Source organism: Actinophytocola sp. (assembly GCF_036378875.1).
Taxonomy (GTDB): Bacteria; Actinomycetota; Actinomycetes; order Mycobacteriales; family Pseudonocardiaceae; genus Actinophytocola.
The window spans coordinates 39,560-57,953 of the sequence record NZ_DASUVO010000033.1 but is presented as its reverse complement, the minus strand read 5'-3'; the positions used below and the strand labels follow the sequence as shown (position 1 = coordinate 57,953).

The following is an 18,394-nucleotide window of genomic DNA, read 5'->3' as shown; positions in this document are numbered from 1 at the left end:
GAGCCCCCCGCTTGGCCGTAGCGGGGGGCTCGCTCTGCTGTTTACGGTGGCGGGACTGGATCTTGACGGGGAGGATTCCCATGCCTTTGCCAACCGAGCCGATCGGCAGCATCCCGCGCCCGAAGTACCTGCTGGACGGGAACTTCGACGACGCGCTGGTGGACCGGGCGCTGGCCGAGACGATCGAACGGTTGGCAGGAACCGGATCGCCGGTGCTGACCGACGGCGAGCAGAGCAAACCGAGCTTCGCCACCTACCCGTTGACCGGTTTCGACGCGCTCGCACCGGACGGCGCGGTGATCCCCTTCGCCGACGGTCACACCCGTCAGCTGCCCCGGCTGACGGGCGGCCCGTTCCGCTACGGCACCTACGCCGTGTCGTATCTGGCCACAGCGCGGAGCCTGACGAGCCTGCCGGTGAAGCAACCGGTGATCGCCCCGTCCGCGTTGAGCCTCCTCTACCCCGCCGACGGCATCGACGGCTATCCACAGGAGACGTTCCTTGCGGACCTGGCCGACGAGGCGGAGAAGGACATCCGCCAGTGCCTGGACGCGGGCGCGTCGTCGGTGCAGCTGGACTTCACCGAGGGCCGGTTGTCGCTCAAGCTCGACCCGTCCGGCGGCGTGCTGCGCCAGTTCATCGAGCTGAACAACACCGTGCTGGACCGGTTCTCCGCGCAGGAGCGGGCCCGCATCGGCGTCCACACCTGCCCCGGCGGTGACCAGGACTCCGTGCACAGCCTGGACATCGACTACGCCGAACTGCTGCCCCAGCTGTTCTCGTTGCGCGCCGGCTCGTTCTACCTCCAGCTCGCCAGCGAGCCCGACCCCGAACGGGTGCTGCGGATCGTGCGCGAACACTCCCGCGACGACCAGCGGATCTTCGTCGGTGTCACCGACCCGATCGACCCGACGATCGAGACGCCGGAACAGGTGCGGGACCGGGTTCTGCTGGCCGCCGACCACATTCCGGTCGAACGCCTGGGCACCTGCGACGACTGCGGGTTCTCCCCGTTCGCCGACGACACCTCCACGTCGCGGGAGACCGCGTTCGCCAAGATCGAGGCCCGAGTGCGGGGCACCGAGCTGGCCGCGGAGCGACTGGGCGTGTAGTGCTGTGACCGCAAACGTTTGCCGGCTCTGGCTGCTCGGGCCGTGATGAACCCGGATCCACCGATGATCATGCTGCCCGCGCGCCGCGCACTGTGAACGGCGTGTGCCACCGGCACTGTCTCGAAAGACGCTCTCGGGTCGTTGACCGTCATCAGCGCGTCTTTCGAGACATCGGCGATGCCCCGAAGCTTTTACCACTCGACCATGAGGTGGTGCACGCCGTAGATCGCCATGTCGTCGCGCAGCGGCACGTCCTCCGGTGGCTCCGCGAGCCGCAGCGTGGGGAACCGGCGCAGCAGCGCGGGATAGGCGACCCGCATCTCGATGCGGGCGAGCTGCTGCCCGAGGCACTGGTGCACGCCGTGACCGAAGGCGAGGTGGCCGTGCGCGTCGGCGGTGAGGTCCAGGTCGTGCCCTCGCGGGAACCGCGCGGGGTCGCGGTTGACGGTCGGCGCGTACACGGCCACGGACTCGTCCGCGTGGATCACCTCACCACCCAGCTCGACGTCCTCGACGGCGGTGCGGGTGATGCCGAACTGGATGATCGTGAGGTACCGCAACAGTTCCTCGACGGCGTTCGCCACCTCGGCCCGGCCCTCGCGCAGTGCCTCGGCCTGTTCCGGGTTGGTCAGCAGGGCGAACGTGCCGAGGGCGAGCATGTTCGCGGTGGTCTCGTGCCCGGCGATCAGCAACAGGAACGCGACACCGACCAGTTCGTCGTCGCCGAGTTCCCCACCCGCGACCAGTCCACTGAGCAGGTCGTCGGTCGGCTCGGCGTGCTTGCGTGCGACGAGTTCGGTCAGATATCCCATCAGTGAGCCCATCGCGGCCGCCGCGGCCTCGTCGGTGGCGGTCAGGCTGAGCAGAACCGAGCTGTCCCGCTGGAAACGCTCACGGTCGGCGTAGGGCACGCCGAGCAGCTCGCAGATCACGAGCGACGGAATGGGCAGGGCGAACGCGGACACGAGGTCCACCGGCGGCGCGGCCTGCGCCATCGCGTCGAGGTGCTCGACGACGATCTGCTCGACGCGTGGCTCGAGCGCCTTCATCCGGCGGACGGTGAACTGTCCGGTGAGCAGTCTGCGCAACCGGGTGTGGTCGGGCGGGTCCATCCCGATGAAGAACCCGGGCGGCGCGGACGCGCCCCGGAACTCCGCCACCCGCGGCCTGCGGATCAACGCGCGGCGGCGTTCGAGCCTGCTGCTGAACCGTTGGTCGGCTAGCACGGCCCGGCCGAGCTCGTAGCCGGCGACGAGCCAGCCGACATGCCCGTCGGCGAACGTGATCCGGCGCAGCGGCCGAGGGTCGTCGAGCACTTCCTGTGGTGGATCGAACGGTGTAGTCCTGGTTGTGGGCAGAACGCCGGTCATGGGTGACCCCCTCCAGTCGAAGCAATTTTGACAGTTCACTATCAAACACTAGTCAGACTGCTTTTTACAACCATTGAACTGATAGGGTGTGCCGATGACTGCCTCAGGCCTGCGTGAACGCAAGAAGGAACGCACACGTCAGGCGCTGTACGAGGCCGCGACCCGGCTGTTCCTGGCGCAGGGCTACACCAGGACGACGGTCGCGGAGATCGCGGCAGAGGCCGGCGTGTCGGTGAAGACGTTGTTCAATCACTTCGCCGGCAAGGAAGATCTGCTCCTGGGCTACCGCAGGCAGCGCATCGACGTGATGGCCCACGTACTGGCCGACGAGCTGAAGAACCGTGAGCCGGACGAGGCCCTCGCCAGAACGGCCGAGCACGTGATCGACTGGGTGATGGCCTGTCCGGAGCCGAGCCTGGACGTGAACCTGGCGCAGGCACGCCTCATCCTGGCCGAGCCCGAACTGCGGGCACGCTCGCTGGACCTGTTGTGGGAGCTGGAACGCCGACTCGCCGCCGTCCTGCGCGACGCCCACCCGACCCGGTACGACGAGGTAGCGGCGGCCACCGTCGTCGGTGGTCTCCTCGGCGCCCTCAGCGCGGCGATGCGAGCGGCCCTCGAACGCGGCGACTCCCCCACCGAACTGGCCGCCGCCGCACGCCAGGCGATCCAGCGGTGACAAAACTGGGACTCAGCATCGGACCCGACCTTCCCCCGTCACGGATCGGCGAAGTCGCCGCCTGGATCGAGGAGTCGGGCGTCGACGAGCTGTGGCTTGCCGAGGACTGTTTCTTCGCGGGCGGCATCGCCGCCGCTGCCACCGCCTTGGCGGCGACCGAACGCATCACCGTCGGGCTCGGCATCCTCCCGGCCGTCGCTCGCAATGCGGCCTTCACCGCCATGGAGATCGCAGCACTCGCTTCGATCTACCCAGGGCGGGTGATCGTTGGCCTTGGGCATGGCATGGCCGGCTGGATGCGACAGATCGGCGCCGCACCGAAGTCACCCCTGACCGCCCTCGGCGAACATCTGCAGGTGGTCCGGGACCTACTCGCCGGCCACACGGTCACGCTCGACGGCGACTACGTTCGGTTGGACCGGGTTCGCCTCGACCATCCACCGGTCGTCGTGCCCCCGGTGCTCGCCGGTGTTCGCGGCCCCAAATCGCTTGGCATGGCCGGAAAGCGGGCCGACGGCGTGATCCTGGCATGGCCCGCGGCACCGGCCTACGTTGCGCACGCGCGAGCACTCGTCGAGGAGGCGGGGCCTTCCGGCCGACCGCTCGTGGTCGCGTGCAGCCCCGTCAGCGTCGACGCGGACCCGGCGCGAGCACGCGCTCGGCTCCGCCCACAGGTCGCGGCGGAGCTGTCCATGCCCTCCAGCCATGCACATCTCGAACCACTCGGCCTGGTCGACGACGTCACGCGGCTGCTCGCGAAGTGCGGCTCACCGGACGAGTTCGCCGCCCGGCTTCCCGAGGAGTGGATCGACGAACTCGCGATCGTCGGCGATCCGGCCCGGTGCGCGGCGAAGATCAGCCAGCTGCGGCAGGCAGGCGCCGACTCCGTGGTGCTCGCGTTGCCCCCGCAGGAGCAGCGGCCCGGCCTGCGCGAGCTGATCTCCCTGATTCGTGACGGGGCACCCGCTCGCGCTGCCTCGATTTCGCCGAGGAGATGAACTGTCCGCTCCGGACGGGTGGCCACTGTGGACCTCCGGCGTGCGTCCCGGCCGTCCGCGAAGGCCGCGCCCGCGCGCTGCTCGATGAAATGATGGGAGCGGTGTCGTCGAGGAACGAAGGAGCAGCGATGACCTCGGAGCCCGTCGGCCGATTGCGGGCCGGGGCGTCGCGCGACGACTACGCGTCCATGGCACGGCTGGCGCGGGCACTGTACGGGAACGGGCTGTGCGCACAGGAGGTACTGCGCGAGTGCTACGGCGTCGCGTTTCCCGAGGAGGTCTTCGTCGTCGTCGACGCCGGGCTGTGGTCCCTGGACCTGCTGGCGTACTTTACCAACCAGCCTTGGGAACTGGCTGTCCCGCCCGAACGGGGCGGCCCAGCGAACCTGCCCGACTCACTGGCGGATGTCGAGTCGCTGCTCCTGACCCGCGACCCCGATCTGTTGCCACTCCTGCAGATCCCCGCTGCCCAGGCGGGCGAGGACGATCGCATCGTGTGCTACCGGCTCGAGGAGCTGCGGGTTGGCCGTTCCACGGTCTTCTACCTTGCCGCGGAGGCTTACCCCAGCGCGGGGGTGCGTGAGGGTGAGGCGGTGCGCTGCGGTGATTCCATGCTCGCGGTCCTGCGCGAGGAACACGCCGCCTCTCTGCGCTCGCTGGAGGAGGAGTGGAACAGTCCGGGAAACGTGGGAGCGGGCTCGGTCTCCGGCGACGAGGTCATGCAGGCCCGCGCATCGCTGGAAGTGGTCGAGGAACTACAGCGGGCGGCTGCCAGGCGTCATGGAGTCGGGACGAAGAAGGAATGACGTGGGAGACTGAAGTGTCCAGTTCGGACAGAGCACGGTTGCCGCACCCCACACCGTGCCGCACTTGCCTACACCGAGGAGCTCACCGTGAAGATCGACGACCTGCTGTCCCGGGTGACCGAGTCCGCCAAGGCCAGGATGGTCTACGGCGACCCGGTCGAGAAGGACGGTGTCACCGTGATCCCGGCGGCCCAGATCGTCGGCGGTGGGGGTGGCGGCGACGGCACGGACCGGCGCGGGGCGCACGGCTCGGGTGGCGGTCTCGGGTTGATCGCCAGGCCGGTGGGGGCGTTCGTCATCAAGGACGGCGAGGTGCGGTGGCAGCCGACGTTCGACGTCAACCGGTTGATCGCGGTCGGCGGGGCCGTCGCGATCGGCGGTCTGCTGCTGGCGGGCCGGATCATCAGGTCAGCCGCGACCCGCAAGGGGGCCGCGGCTGACTGACGGATCGAGTGCCGGTCAGCACTCCTTCCAGGCGAAGTGGATGATCGTGTCGACGTTCCCCTCCGTCGTACGCATCGACATCGCGCTGGTCTTGTTGGCGTTGACGCTGCCCTCGTTGACCCGCAGTTCGGTGTTGAGGTTGACGTTGCGGGACTCGCCGCACGGGGCGTAGACCAGCTGGGTCACCGGTGTCGCGTCGGTGGTCTGCCACGTCCCGGAAAGCGGGCCCGAGAACGAGTGGTCCACGTAGTGGTTCGCGGGCGACCCCGAGAAGTAGTAGTTCGTGCGCTGGAGAGCGGTGGCGCCGGCCTCCAGGCGCGCCCGGCCACGGTAGTCGGCCGAGGCGATCGCGAAGGTGAAACCCTGAGGAACGTGGACGAGCACGTTGATCTGGCAGTTCTTCCGGAAATCGACCGGGTCGACGTTTCCACCGGCCTCGGCCAGGAATTCCCGGTACGTCACCCGGAAGCCGGTGTTGTCAGACAGGACCGCGACACTGGCCGTGCCTGGCGGGCAGCCGGAGCCGTTGACGGTCTGGACGTCGAGCGTGATCCGGCCCCCCGGAGGTGCTTCGGCGACTGCCGTCCCAGGCAGGGCGAAGACGCTGGTCAGAGCGACGAGTAACAGCAGCCGCACGCTGGTGAGCCTGACTGACATGTGGTTTCCCTAGGTGTCGAATTCAAAGCTAGCCGGCGAACGTTAGCAACCCGGAAATGATCGTCACAAGACCCCTAGGGGGTTTTATTCGGGTTGCTTTATTGAATTCACCAGTAGGCCAATCAGCGCATTGACCAGGCCTTACCGCCACTTCTAGCATCAGATCGCGCTGCGGGGGCCGCATTATTTGATGCCCGAAGGGAGCCCCATGCGAAAAATCCCAATAATCGCTGGCACCATCCTGCTGATGTTGTTCAGCCAATTGTTCTTCATTTCGCCGGCGTCGGCGACCGGTTTTCTCGATCTTCCCGTTCCTCCGCCGGACGACCAGATAGTCATCGACATCGTGACGGTGAACGGTTCCGGCTGCCCGCCGGGGTCGGCCGCCGTGTCGGTCGCGCCGGACAACACGGCGTTCACCGTGACCTACAGCAGGTACACGGCACAGGTCGGGGTCGGCTCGACGCCGACCGACTTCCGGAAGAACTGCCAGCTCAACGTGCTCGTCCACGTTCCACAGGGCTTCACCTACGGCGTTGCCAGGGCGGACTTCCGCGGTTTCGCCTCCCTGGCGGCGGGTTCGACCGCGATGCAGAGGGCGTCCTACTATTTCCAGGGCACCCCCAACACCGATATCCGGACGCACAATTTCCGCGGCGCTTACGAGGACAACTGGCAGACCTCGGACGAGACCGATGTCGCGTCGATGGAGCTCCACCCGTGCGGCGCGCTGCGCACGCTCAACATCAACACTGAGCTACGGGTGAGCGCGGGTACGTCGAACCCGGCGACGACCACGAGCTTCCTCTCGATGGACTCGACGGACGGCGCCATCAACACCATCTACCACTTCAGCTGGAGGCACTGCCCGCGCTGAGATTGCGGGTCATGCGAACGGCCGGTCCCACCAGAGGGCCGGCCGTTTCAGTAGTGTCGAGAGGCGCGAGAGGAGTTCGACATGAATCCTGGCAAGGGAATTCTGGCCGCGCTCGCCCTGGGGCTCGTCGTGGGTGTCGGTCCCGCCGACGCGAATCCCGTTGGTGTTCAACTGGAGCGCCTCGACCGGGGGCTGGTCGCCGCGACCACCGACGATGGGGTGTTCCTCAGCTGGCGGTTGCTCAGCGACGAGGTGACCGGTCATTCGGACCGTGGTCTGGTCGGCCGAAACTTTCACGTGTACCGCAACGGAAAACGGATCGCGACCGTCACCGACAGCACGAACTATCTCGACCGCGCCGGTTCCGTGCGGGACCGGTACCGCGTCAGCGGCGGGGACGAGGTGACGCCGTGGTCCGGGTCGTACCTGACGCTTCCGCTGCGCAAACCGGCCGACGGTGTCACCCCGGCCGGTGAGGTGTACACGTACCGGGCCAACGACATGAGCGTCGGGGACGTCGACGGGGACGGGCAGTACGAGTACTTCGTGAAGTGGGATCCGTCGAACCAGAAGGACGTCTCGCAGGTCGGCTACACGGGCCCGGTGTACCTGGACGCCTACGAGCTGGACGGCACGCTGCTGTACCGCATCGACCTGGGCGTGAACATCCGTGCGGGCGCCCACTACACGCAGTTCCTCGTGTACGACTTCGACGGCGACGGCCGGGCCGAGGTGATGCTGAAGACCGCGCCGGGCACGAAGGTGGTCAAGCCCGGCGGGAGGGAACGGTTCGTCACCATGCCACGCGAGGACGTGCGGGCCGGTTACTCGCACGCCGACGACTACCGGCTCAACGCGGCGGACTACCACGAGCACGTCGTGACGATGTTCCAGAACTGGCACAGGCATCCGGAGGTGGTCGCCGGCCGGTGGCCGGCGACGTTGGAACAGGCCTTCGGCATCGCGCCACGCTACGCCTACCCACTGTCCCGTGTGGACGCTTCGGCGCTCGCGGACCACTTCGTCGACGTCTACGCGCCGAGCCGCAGCAGCCGCAACAACCTGCGTGCGTTCGAAGGTTTCATCGTGGACGGACCCGAGTACCTGACCGTGTTCGACGGCGCGTCCGGCCGGGAGCTGCAGACGATCCGGTACAAGCCGGGCCGCCAGGACGACGGGCTCATGTGGGGCGACTACGCCATGCCGAGGATCGAACCGGCGAACCGGGTGGACCGGTTCCTCGCGACGGTGGCGTACCTGGACGGCCGGCGCCCGTCCGCGGTGTTCGCGCGCGGCTACTACACGCGCTCGACGCTGGTCGCCTACGACTGGGACGGCCGGCGTCTTCGTGAGCGGTGGTACACCGACAGCGGTTGGGTGCCCATGACGAACCCGTTCAACGACAGCCCACACGGCCGTGATGGCACGAACCCGGAGTTCGCCACGCTCACCACGCAGGGCGCGCACTCGCTCAGCTCAGCGGACGTGGACGCGGACGGCCGGCAGGAGATCGTCTACGGCGGGGCGACCATCGACGACGACGGCGACCTGCTGTACAGCTCGTTCGACGTGCTGCCACCGGAAAGCGCTCAACCGGGCACGATGGCGCGGCTTGGTCACGGCGACGCGATGCACGTGACCGACATCGACCAGAGCCGGCCGGGCCTGGAGATCTACATGGTGCACGAGAGCGGCCGGTTCGCCCCGTACGGCCACGCACTGCGCGACGCCCGCACCGGTGAGGTCCTCTTCGGCGACTACTCGGGCGTGGACACGGGCCGTGGCATGGTGGGCGATGTGCTCCCCGACCGGCCCGGACTCGAGGTGTGGGCGGCGAACGCGGAGTCGTCCGCGGCGGACGTGATCGGGATGTGGACGGCGGACGGGGAGTTCCTCGGCCCGGACGTGCCCGGCACCAACCAGAGCATCCGGTGGTCCGGGGACATGACCACGCAGATCATCGTGGGCCACCAGACGGAAACGGTCGAGCCCACCAGGATCGTCGACTGGCGCCGCGGCACCCTCCTGCTCGCGGAAGGCACCCTGACGAACAACTGGACGAAGGGCAACCCGTGTCTGGTGGCGGACATCTTCGGGGACTGGCGTGAGGAGATGCTGGTACGCACCACGGACAGCACGGCGGTGCGGATCTACCTGAGCACCGAGGTGACCGACCGGAAGCTGTACACGCTCATGCACGATCCCCAGTACCGGGCCGAGGTTGCTCGCCAGCAGACGACGTACAACCAGCCGTCGTACCCGAGCTTCTACATGGGTTCGGACCTCGACTGGTCCCGCGTCCCGGTGCCACACTGAAACAGGAGGTGCGTGTCGATGCGCAGGTTCGTGTGCCTGCTCCTCGTTGTGGTCGTCCTTCCCTTCTTCGTTCCTACGGCACAAGCGACCCCGGGACTCGCGGCCCTCCCACCCATGGGGTTCAACAACTGGAACGCCTTCGGCTGCGACGTCGACGAGACGCTCATCAAGGAGACCGCCGACGTGCTGGTCTCCTCCGGGCTCGCCGACCGTGGCTACGAGTACGTGAACATCGACGACTGCTGGTCGTTGCGGGAACGTGGCCCGGACGGCCGGCTGGTGCCCGACCCGGCCAAGTTCCCCGGCGGTATCTCGGGAGTCGCCGACTACGTCCACGCCAAGGGGTTGAAGCTCGGCATCTACGGCGACGCCGGCACGAAGACGTGCGCCGGTTTCCCTGGCAGCCTCGGCCACGAAACAGTGGACGCCCAGACCTGGGCCGACTGGGGCGTGGACTACCTCAAGTACGACAACTGCAACAACCAGTCCGATGGCTCCCAGGCCGACTACATCCGGCGCTACACGGCCATGCGGGACGCGCTGAACAAGACCGGCCGCCCCATCGTGTACGCGATCTGCGAGTGGGGCACGTCCCAGCCGTGGTTGTGGGGCAACGGGGTCGGCCAGTTGTGGCGCACCACCGGCGACATCAACGACGAGTGGCCGAGCCTCAAGTCGATCATCGCCAAGAACGCGCCGCTCGCGCCCTACGCCGGCCCGGGGCACTGGAACGACCCCGACATGATGGAGATCGGCAACGGCGGCATGACGGCCACCGAGTACCGCACCCACATGAGCATGTGGGCGATGATGGCGGCGCCGCTGCTCATCGGCACCGATCTGCGCACCGCGTCCCCGGAGACGCTGGCGATCCTGGGCAACCGGGAGATCATCGCCGTCGACCAGGACCGGCTCGGGGTGGCTGGCGCCGTCGTGTCCGACCGTGACGGGCTGATGGTGCTGGACAAGCCGCTCGCGAACGGCGACCGCGCCATCGCCCTGTACAACTCGACCGACTCGCTGGCGACCGTCAGCGTCCCGGCGAGCGGCACCGGGTTGTCACGCGCGCCCGCCTACCGCCTGCGGGAACTGTGGACCGGCGACGTGCGGCAGGCGAAGTCCACGATCTCCGCCGCCGTGCCGGCACACGGCACCGTGGTCTACCGCGTGCGCCCGCTGCGCGACCCGGCCGGCACCGCGCCGTCGGTGACCGCGGACGCCGGGCTCGGCACCCTGGTCCCGGACGCCGGCGGCACGCTCACCACCACGGTCACGAACCGCGGCGCGGGCACGATCACGGACGTTGCGGTCAGCGCGCGGGTGCCCGACGGCTGGACGGTCACGGCACAAACCCCCGCCAGGCAACGGCGACTGGCCACCGACACGTCGCTCACGACCACGTGGACGGTCACCGCGCCGGAAGGCACCCCGGCCGGCCGCTACCCCGTCACGATCACCGCCGACTACACGTGGGGACGGCATCGGCCTGGCGAGACGGCGAGTGAGCTCGTCAGCACCGTGGTGAACGCGCCACCGGACGGCCGGCGCCACCTCAGCACCGTCGAGCCGGTCACGGGAACGGCCGGGACCGACACGAGCGCAGGCGGCTCCCTCATCACCATCGGTGGGCGGGTCTACCAGCGTGGCCTCGGCACGACCGCGCCAAGCGAACTCGTCTACTACCTCGGCGACCGGTGCACTCAGCTGGTCACCGACGCCGGCGTGGACGACGAGTCGACCGGGCAGGCCTCGTTCACCGTGCACGCCGACGACGCCGTGGCCGCCTCCGCCGAGGTCGCGTCCGGCGAGCCGCCGGTCACGTTGACCGCGGACCTGACCGGCGTGGACTGGCTGCGGCTGGTCACCGCCGGCACCGCGCACGCCGACTGGGCAGCACCCGTGCTCACCTGCGGTGACAGCACGCCGAACGACCCGGTCGAGCCCGAGGAGGAGACCCTGTTCTCCTTCGAGTCGGGCACCGAGGACTTCACGATCGCCAACCCCGGCGATGGCGGCACCGTGGCGCAGTCGACTGCGTTTGCCACCGAGGGCACACACGGCCTCGAGGTGACCACACCGCTCGGCGGGAACTGGTACGGCGCGCGGCTGTCCGTGCCGTTCGACCTGACGGGCGCCACGCGGCTCAAGGTCGACGTGAAGGCCGACGCCGCCGCGGGCACCACGGGCGAGATCGCCGTGCAGACCGGCGCCGGCTGGTCGTGGTGCCAGGGCAGCCGTTGGGCGTGGACGGACGCGGGGAAGAGCCGGACCGTCTCGGTGACCTTCGAGGAACTGGACTGTCCCGCCGGGGTGACGCCGGACCCGAGCCAGATCCACGCGGTGTGGGTCTTCCTCAACGGCGGCCACGTGTACGTCGACGACATCCGCGCTGAGTAAGGAGACCCACGCTGACTGGGCGGAAGCCAAGCTCACCTGTTGGGTGAATCTGGTACGCGCCGAGACCACCTTGAGTTATGGTCGGTTCATGCCGGATGGGGGCGTGAAGGTGGATACCGGCTGGCTGCGGCTCTGCGCCAGCGACTGCGACGGCACCGCTACGGCGGTGCGGAACGAGCTTCGTCCAGCCGACGACGCGGTGACCAAGATGCGTAACGCGGCGCCCGGCTGGGCGTTCCTCGGCAGCCTCGACCAGCTGAGCGAACGCTGGGAGAACCTGAACAAGCTGCTACGCGACGAACTCAGCAGGGCGGCGGAGGAGTTCCGGTTCAGCGCGAGCGACTACGACGGCAACGAGAACTGGGTCGAACGCAAGTTCCACGAGATCGGCGACGGATGGGACGAAGTGCTCGACTACGACTGATCCGGACGTGCTGGGGGCGTGATGGTCACTGTGCCGCAACTGCTGGGCCTCAACATCGGCGAGCTGGAAGCCGCCGCCGACGCGTGGTTGGGGGTCGCCGCGAAGCTGAACAGCGCCAGGGACGGCTTCGCCGGCGCGGTCGTCGACCCGCTCAAGAACCGCCGGTGGGAGGGCGAGGCCGGTGACAGCGCCGCCAAGATCTGTGAGGGCATCCGCCTGGACATCGAGGCGGTGGCGATCGAGAGCACGGCCGTGCAGAAGTTCCTCGACAACATGGCGAGCGGCAGTGGGGACGGCTACGGCAACCTGCGCACGCACCAGCAGAACCTCGTCAACCTCCAGCACGAGGCGATCGGCAAGGGCTTCACCATCCAGGAGGACGGCACGGTCAACTGGGCGGAGTTCAGGGCGCCGGGCCCGATCTCGCCGGAGGAACAGCAGCGGATCAACGACAAGAACGCGCAGGCCGACGCCCTCGAGAAGAGGGTGAAGGAGGTACTGAAGGCAGCCACCGAGGCCGACGAGAACATGGCGCGTGGCCTCAAGGTGATCTTCGGTGACGAGGACACCTTCCGCACCGAGCACCGCGGGCGCACGACCAAGGACGGCGGGTTCGGCGACGACAAGACCGAGCTCGAGCTACGCGGCGTGCAGGCCGCCCTCGCGGCGAAGGGCTGGGGCGACGCGTCCGGCCTGCTCGACCACTACCTGGACGGCAGCGGCAAGCCGTACGAGATCGACGCGAACCGGCTGTTGAAGGACGTGCCCAAGTTCCAACAGGACGTCAACACGGCCCTCGCCGACGCCAGGAAGCTGCCGGACGGTCCCTTCACGACGAAGTGGCTGGACAGCAGCTCGCCCCACGACCAGAACCTCAACTGGTACTACGGGCTCAACAACTTCGAGTACCGCATCGTCGGGGAGAAGCACGGCGACCAGATCACCTACCAGGTCGAGGTGCAGAAGCGTTACGACTGGGGCATTCCCAGCGAGCACCGCCGCGACCTGGAGCGGTTCCCGGTCCACTTCGAACAGTCCGAGATCGCGCGGCTGAGCATGGTGGGCAACGCCAAGGACTTCGACGTGCACGGCAAGACCAACACGATGACGAGTCCATGACCAGCGGGTGGGCCGGAGCCATTACGGTTCCGACCCACCCGTCGACCGGTCTACCGCACCCGGTAGGCGCGGATGATCGTCTCCGTCACCGAGTTGCCGGCGGTGTCGACCGCCGTGGTGCGGAGGCTCGCGAAGCCGGTGCCAGCCGGAAGGTCGAGCTTCCACCGGGAGCCGGCCGCGGCGACCTTGACCGGCTGCCAGGACGCACCGTCGTCAAAGGACACGTCCACGGTCAGCTGCCGGATCGGGCGGCGGGCCGCGCCGTCCTGGTGTACGGCCGTGACGAACCCGGAGATGCCCGTGGCAGGCGCCGCGTTGTTGACGTCCAGCGGCAGGTCGTACTGGATGTCCAGCAACGGCAACGCGGTCCGCTCACCGGACGGGGTGGTCAGGAACGTCCACTCCGCACGCGTCCGCGTGGAGAGCGGCCAGTCCGCCAGGGTCTTGGTGGCGTCGCTGACCAGCGTGTACCGGCCGGCGCCGCGTGGGATGTCGAACTCCCCGCGGCCCGGCGCGTCGTTGCGGCCGATCTCCTTGCCACCGCGCGAAAGTACCGTGGTGCCCTTGTTCGTCGCGTCCATGAACGTGAACGTGGACGGGTCGTTGCCGCCGAACATCGGGACCTCGAACGTCAGCTTCTCACCCTGTCGGTACGCCCACGGCCGCGGCTCGCCCGTCTGGGCGTCCGGTTGCGACCGTGCCAGTTCCGGGCCGAACGGGGCGCAGTACATGCACATCGCGGTCCGCTCACCCGCCTTCATGTTGATCGGCGAGGTGAGCTCCCAGCCGTGGTCCGTGAAAGCCGTGGGGTCGAAGCCGAGGCTGGTGGTGGTCTGCCACGTGAATGCCGGTGAGTAGTAGTCCGTTCGCTGCTGCGGCGTCCGCGTGTTCACCTCGAAGCCGGCGTTCAGGACGTCGGATTGGGCCGTCATGATGTGCACGGAGCGGTCGTCGGTCGTCTTCAGCGACGCGAACCTGCTGTCCACCCGGCCCATCTTCGCCTTCTCGAAGCGGAACTCGTAGCCGTTCGGGACATGGCCGGGCACGACCTCGGCGTTGAAGAAAGCGAAGGCGCTGTCGCGCCTGCCATCCACGCGCACCTCGACCGGACCGTTCGCCAGGTCCGCCCGGAACCGGGCGATCGCCCGACTGTCGAACAGCTGCACCACCGGCAGGATGCTCAGATCGGCGATGTAGTTGTACGCCACCACGACCTGCGCGCCGCGCTCCTTCAGCATTCGCACCCGGTCGACCATTTCCTCGTCGGGCACGTACTCGGTGGTGGCCAGCATCGGCACCCGGCCGTGCAGGTCGCCGGGGTCGGTGCTCGCGTCGCCGACATCGACCAGTCGACCGGTGACGCTGCCGCGCCAGCCTTCCCGGCTCTGCTCGTAGAGGTCGGTGAGCGAGTAGCCGTTCGGCCCGGTCACGGTGATCGTCGTCCACGGCTGCTGCCACTTGCTGATGTGCCCGAAGAACAGGCCGGGGATCTCCGGACTGCCGATCGCGTACATCGGCATGACCGGGCCACTGCTGAACAGCACGCCAGCACCCCGCCGTCCAGTTTGTCCGTCTATTATGGACACCACGCCGTGGCCGCCGGCACTGGGGTCCGGCCGTGCCGTCGGTTCGTCCACCGAGACGGTGACCGGCTTGCCGCCCGCCGCGGACACCGTCAACTCGGTGTCCTCGTCGACCTCCGTACCGGGCAGGGCGAACGTGGTCACCCCGTCCACGTTCCAGCCGCCCTCCAGGATCTGGCCGATGACCCGGTACCGCCCCGCGGGCACGGTCGGCGAGAACACGCCGTCGGCCACGATGCGCGAATACACCTCACCGGTGGTCTCGTTCTGCACGGCGATGTTCGAGACGCCGGGGTTGCCGTGCCGGTCCGTGGCCCGGACGGTCAGTGTGTGCTCCTCGCCCGCCAGCGTGACGGACACCGGCGTGGTCAGCTTGGTGCTGCCGCCCTTCGCGGTGATCGCGCCGACGAACAGACCGGACTGTCCCGCTTCCGCGGAGACCTTCAACGACAGCTTGGCCGTGCCCTTGGCGGGCACCGTCAGTGTGGTGCTGCTCAAGGAGAACAACCCTGCCGGCGCGGCCGAACCGTCGAGATGGCGAAGGTCGGCGGAGACCGTCAGCTCGACCGGCCGGTCGACGTCGTTGACGTAGACCGCGCCGGTTTCGTTGCCCTGGATCGTGTTGAAGGTGATGGCCGCCGGCTCCACGCGGGTCTGCTGGGTCACCGCGCGCGCGACGTCCACGACGCCGGCGCCCTGACCGAACTGGTTGACGCCGTCGATGGGCTTGGCGCTGTCCACCAGCGCGGCCTTGATCTGGTCGGCCCGCCAGTCCGGGTGCTGTCCGGCCACGATCGCCGCGGCGCCGGCCACGTGCGGGCTGGCCATGGAGGTGCCGGAAAGCTTGGCGTAGTGGGCGTTCACGGACTGCTCGGCGAGCGTGCCGGCGGCGCGGGCGGCCACGATGTCCGAGCCGGGCGCGGCGATCTCCGGCTTCAGCCCGTTGTCACCGGCTCGCGGCCCACGGCTGGAGAAACCGCTGAGCTGACCGGACTTGGTGACGCTGGCGACCGCCAGTGCCTTGTCGGCGGCCGCTGGTGAGGTCACCGCACGGTTCCGCCCGAGGTTCCCGGCGGCCACGACGAACAGCGCGCCCGTGGACTGGCTGATGTCGTTGAGCGCGAGGGACATCGGGTCGGTGCCGTCGCTGGACCAGCCGCCGCCGAGGCTCATGTTCACCACGCGGGCACCCTGTTCGGCGGCCCACCGCATCCCGGCGATGATGCCCGACTCGGACCCGTAACCCTGCTTGCTGAGCACCTTGCCCACCAGCAACCGCGCACCGGGCGCCATGCCCTGCAAGCGGCTCCCGGACGCGGCCCCACTCCCGAGAATCGTCGAGGCGACGTGCGTCCCGTGCCCGTTGCCGTCGTTCGTGTCGGGGTCGGGCGAGAAGTTGGCGACGGCGTCGATCTTGCCGGCGAGGTCGGGGTGGGTGGCGTCGGCGCCCGTGTCGAGCACGGCCACCTTGACCCCGTCCGCCCGATAGCCGGCCTGCCAGGCCTTCGGGGCGCCGGTCCGCGGGACGCTCTGGTCCAAACTGGACTGGACCTTGGCGTCCAGCCAGATCTTCGTGCCGGGGCTGGACCGGAAGAAGTCCACCGCCCGCGTCTTGGACACGGTGAGGCCGAGCATGCCGACGTCACCGAGGTCCTGGGTGAGCCGGGCGGCGGCCGGTGCGACCGCCCGCGCGCCCTTCGGGGCCTCGACGATCACCGGCACCTCGCGGGTGTGCTGGTCGTCGTAGCCCTGCTGGACCAGCCCGGTGACGTCGAACAACCGCTTGTCGAGCCGCCCTTCGGCAAGAGCCCGCGCGGCGTCCATGGGGATGACGAAGTCGTGCCCGTCCTGGCTCTGCTGCCAGTACCGGACCGCTCTTCGGCTGGCGTGCATGGACACCGCGACGACTCGATCGCCCCGGACGGTGACGCGGTCGCCGGTGATCAGGGTGACCGTGCCGAGTGGGGCCGCCGGATCGCCCGTCGCCCCGGCCGCTCCCGGCTGGGCCGTCACCGGCGCCGGCGGTAAGGCGAGCACCGCGGCCGCCACCGTGACCAGGGCAAAGCGTGTTATACGCAACTGCGCTCCTGTTTCGTGAGTGCTTTACCCCCCGATGGACTCACACGCCAGATCGGACCCGTGGGTTGCATGACGCGGATGGTCACAGCCTGGAATCAGTCGTTGACTGACGATCGCCACGCATGTTACTTACTGGTAGGTAACATGCGTGTCCGCCGTCATCGATGCCGGGGAGAACTGCCATGTCACGTCGTCTGTTCGCGACCCTCGCCGCCGCGATCGCCGCCATCGGGCTCGTCCCGAACACCGCGCAGGCAGCGGAAACGCTGACCTATGTGGCATTGGGCGACTCCTACAGCGCCGCGTCCGGGGTACTGCCGTCCGACCCGACCGCACCACTGCTGTGCCTACGTTCCAGCCGCAACTACCCGCACGTGCTCGCGGCGCGGACCGGCGCCCGGCTGACCGACGTCACCTGCGGCGCCGCCGAGACCAAGCACTTCACCACCGCCCAGTACCCTGGCGTCCCGCCGCAGGTGAACGCGCTCGGCGCCGACACCGACCTGGTCACGATGACGATCGGCGGCAACGACAGCGGCGTGTTCATCAACGCGATCCTGGCCTGCGGCGCGGCGGGGATCCTCACGCTGGGACAGGGCAGCCCGTGCAAGGACCTGTACGGAACCAGGTTCACCGACACCATCCGCAACACGACCTACCCGTCGCTGGTCGCGGCGCTCCAAGCGGTCCGCGCCAAGGCCCCGGGCGCGGAGGTCGCGATCCTCGGCTACCCGTGGATCCTCCCCGCGACAGGCGGCTGCTTCGACCGCATGCCCGTGGCGAAAGGGGACGTGCCCTACCTGCGTGACCTGCAGATGACACTCAACGACGCCGTCAGCCGGGCCGCGGCGGCGACCGGAGCGACCTATGTGGACATGAGCGTGGCGGCCAACGGCCACGACGCCTGCCAGCCAGTCGGCGTCCGCTGGATCGAACCGGTACTCCACACCACCAACCCGGTGGTCGTCCACCCGAACGCCCTCGGCGAGCAGAACATGGCCACCCAGACCAGCCGAGTCCTCGGCCTGGGGTGACTCCCCCGGTGCGTTGAAGGACGCCTGCCTCTCGCCCGCGGTGAGGAAGGCGTCCTTCAACGCCTGGTTCAGTTCTCGCGACCAGATCGCGCCGGTTCCAGACGGACCTGTCGCACGAGCAGGGTGTTGGCCGGCTCTTTACCGAGGTCGTCGCGGGCGGGCGACCGGTGGACGCGCTGGCCGTCAACGCCGGCATCGGTGTCCCCGGCCCGTTCACGGAGACCGACATCGAGGACGACCTGCGCCTCAACGACCTGAACGTACGGTCGTCCGTACAGTCGCCGGGTTCGGCCAGCAGGAGCTGACCGCCCCTCACCGACGACGGTAGTGGTCGACCACCAGACCGACGACGCACAACACGGCGACCACACCCAGCGGGATGCTCACGGCGAGGTGGTTTCCCGCGCCCGTCACGAGGTTTCCGCCCGCGCTGATGGCCAGCACCACCCACAGCAGCGGGCGGAGGCGGGAGGCTTGCTGCGTTTCGGTAGAAGTCATG

15 protein-coding genes and 1 pseudogene are annotated in these 18,394 nt (G+C 68.7%); 12 read left to right on the top strand and 4 right to left on the bottom strand.

Going from position 1 to position 18,394, the window contains the following annotated elements; translation table 11 throughout:
• The first annotated feature begins 80 nt into the window (after positions 1-80).
• Positions 81-1,112 (top strand): uroporphyrinogen decarboxylase/cobalamine-independent methonine synthase family protein, encoded by a 1,032-nt coding sequence (locus VF106_RS09490; protein WP_330839239.1) that lies wholly within the window; start codon positions 81-83, stop codon positions 1,110-1,112.
• A gap of 191 nt (positions 1,113-1,303) precedes the next feature.
• Here VF106_RS09490 and VF106_RS09485 read toward each other — a convergent pair whose 3' ends face one another.
• Positions 1,304-2,482, bottom strand: a complete 1,179-nt coding sequence (locus VF106_RS09485) for a cytochrome P450 (RefSeq protein WP_330839238.1) — start codon at positions 2,480-2,482, stop codon at positions 1,304-1,306.
• Positions 2,483-2,576: 94 nt separating this feature from the next.
• On the opposite strand from VF106_RS09485, the gene VF106_RS09480 reads away from it, so the two are divergent.
• The 4 genes from VF106_RS09480 (at position 2,577) to VF106_RS09465 (ending at position 5,409) form a co-directional block, all read left to right on the top strand.
• On the top strand, positions 2,577-3,161 hold the full coding sequence (locus VF106_RS09480) for a TetR/AcrR family transcriptional regulator (RefSeq protein WP_330839237.1): 585 nt from the start codon (positions 2,577-2,579) through the stop codon (positions 3,159-3,161).
• Entirely contained in the window at positions 3,158-4,159 is a 1,002-nt protein-coding gene (locus VF106_RS09475) for an LLM class flavin-dependent oxidoreductase (protein WP_330839236.1), read from the top strand. The genes VF106_RS09480 and VF106_RS09475 overlap by 4 nt, the downstream gene beginning before the upstream one ends.
• A 128-nt stretch (positions 4,160-4,287) precedes the next feature.
• The gene (locus tag VF106_RS09470; RefSeq protein ID WP_330839235.1) at positions 4,288-4,965 is read left to right on the top strand and encodes a hypothetical protein; all 678 of its coding nucleotides are present in this window, start codon (positions 4,288-4,290) and stop codon (positions 4,963-4,965) included.
• Between the two features lie 87 nt (positions 4,966-5,052).
• On the top strand, positions 5,053-5,409 hold the full coding sequence (locus VF106_RS09465) for a sporulation protein (protein WP_330839234.1): 357 nt from the start codon (positions 5,053-5,055) through the stop codon (positions 5,407-5,409).
• A 15-nt stretch (positions 5,410-5,424) separates the two neighbouring features.
• On the opposite strand, the gene VF106_RS09460 is transcribed toward VF106_RS09465, so the two are convergent.
• A complete protein-coding gene (locus VF106_RS09460) occupies positions 5,425-6,066 on the bottom strand; it encodes a DUF4360 domain-containing protein (RefSeq protein WP_330839233.1) in 642 nt (213 codons plus the stop codon).
• A 247-nt stretch (positions 6,067-6,313) separates the two neighbouring features.
• Here VF106_RS09460 and VF106_RS09455 point away from each other — a divergent pair, with 247 nt between their 5' ends.
• From VF106_RS09455 to VF106_RS09435, 5 genes are all read left to right on the top strand, one after another.
• Positions 6,314-6,943, top strand: a complete 630-nt coding sequence (locus VF106_RS09455; protein ID WP_330839232.1) for a DUF4360 domain-containing protein — start codon at positions 6,314-6,316, stop codon at positions 6,941-6,943.
• A gap of 81 nt (positions 6,944-7,024) precedes the next feature.
• Complete coding sequence (locus tag VF106_RS09450) at positions 7,025-9,259, top strand: rhamnogalacturonan lyase (protein ID WP_330839231.1); 2,235 nt, start codon at positions 7,025-7,027, stop codon at positions 9,257-9,259.
• A gap of 18 nt (positions 9,260-9,277) precedes the next feature.
• Positions 9,278-11,656, top strand: a complete 2,379-nt coding sequence (locus tag VF106_RS09445) for an NPCBM/NEW2 domain-containing protein (RefSeq protein WP_330839230.1) — start codon at positions 9,278-9,280, stop codon at positions 11,654-11,656.
• 88 nt (positions 11,657-11,744) lie between these two features.
• Positions 11,745-12,080 carry a hypothetical protein gene (locus tag VF106_RS09440; protein ID WP_330839229.1) on the top strand — a complete coding sequence of 112 codons (336 nt, stop codon included), beginning with the start codon at positions 11,745-11,747 and terminating at the stop codon, positions 12,078-12,080.
• A gap of 18 nt (positions 12,081-12,098) precedes the next feature.
• Positions 12,099-13,199: a hypothetical protein gene (locus VF106_RS09435; RefSeq protein ID WP_330839228.1), complete on the top strand. Its 1,101-nt coding sequence runs from the start codon at positions 12,099-12,101 to the stop codon at positions 13,197-13,199.
• A 50-nt stretch (positions 13,200-13,249) separates the two neighbouring features.
• Here VF106_RS09435 and VF106_RS09430 read toward each other — a convergent pair whose 3' ends face one another.
• Positions 13,250-16,861, bottom strand: a complete 3,612-nt coding sequence (locus tag VF106_RS09430; RefSeq protein ID WP_330839227.1) for a S8 family serine peptidase — start codon at positions 16,859-16,861, stop codon at positions 13,250-13,252.
• Positions 16,862-17,043: 182 nt separating this feature from the next.
• Between VF106_RS09430 and VF106_RS09425 the strand changes: the two genes are divergently transcribed.
• Both VF106_RS09425 and VF106_RS09420 read left to right on the top strand, forming a co-directional pair.
• A complete protein-coding gene (locus VF106_RS09425) occupies positions 17,044-17,895 on the top strand; it encodes an SGNH/GDSL hydrolase family protein (RefSeq protein ID WP_330839226.1) in 852 nt (283 codons plus the stop codon).
• A 104-nt stretch (positions 17,896-17,999) separates the two neighbouring features.
• Positions 18,000-18,200, top strand: a pseudogene (locus tag VF106_RS09420) (hypothetical protein); the annotation flags it as partial.
• Between the two features lie 7 nt (positions 18,201-18,207).
• Here VF106_RS09420 and VF106_RS09415 read toward each other — a convergent pair.
• Positions 18,208-18,393 carry a hypothetical protein gene (locus VF106_RS09415; RefSeq protein WP_330839225.1) on the bottom strand — a complete coding sequence of 62 codons (186 nt, stop codon included), beginning with the start codon at positions 18,391-18,393 and terminating at the stop codon, positions 18,208-18,210.
• Position 18,394: the final 1 nt, after the last annotated feature.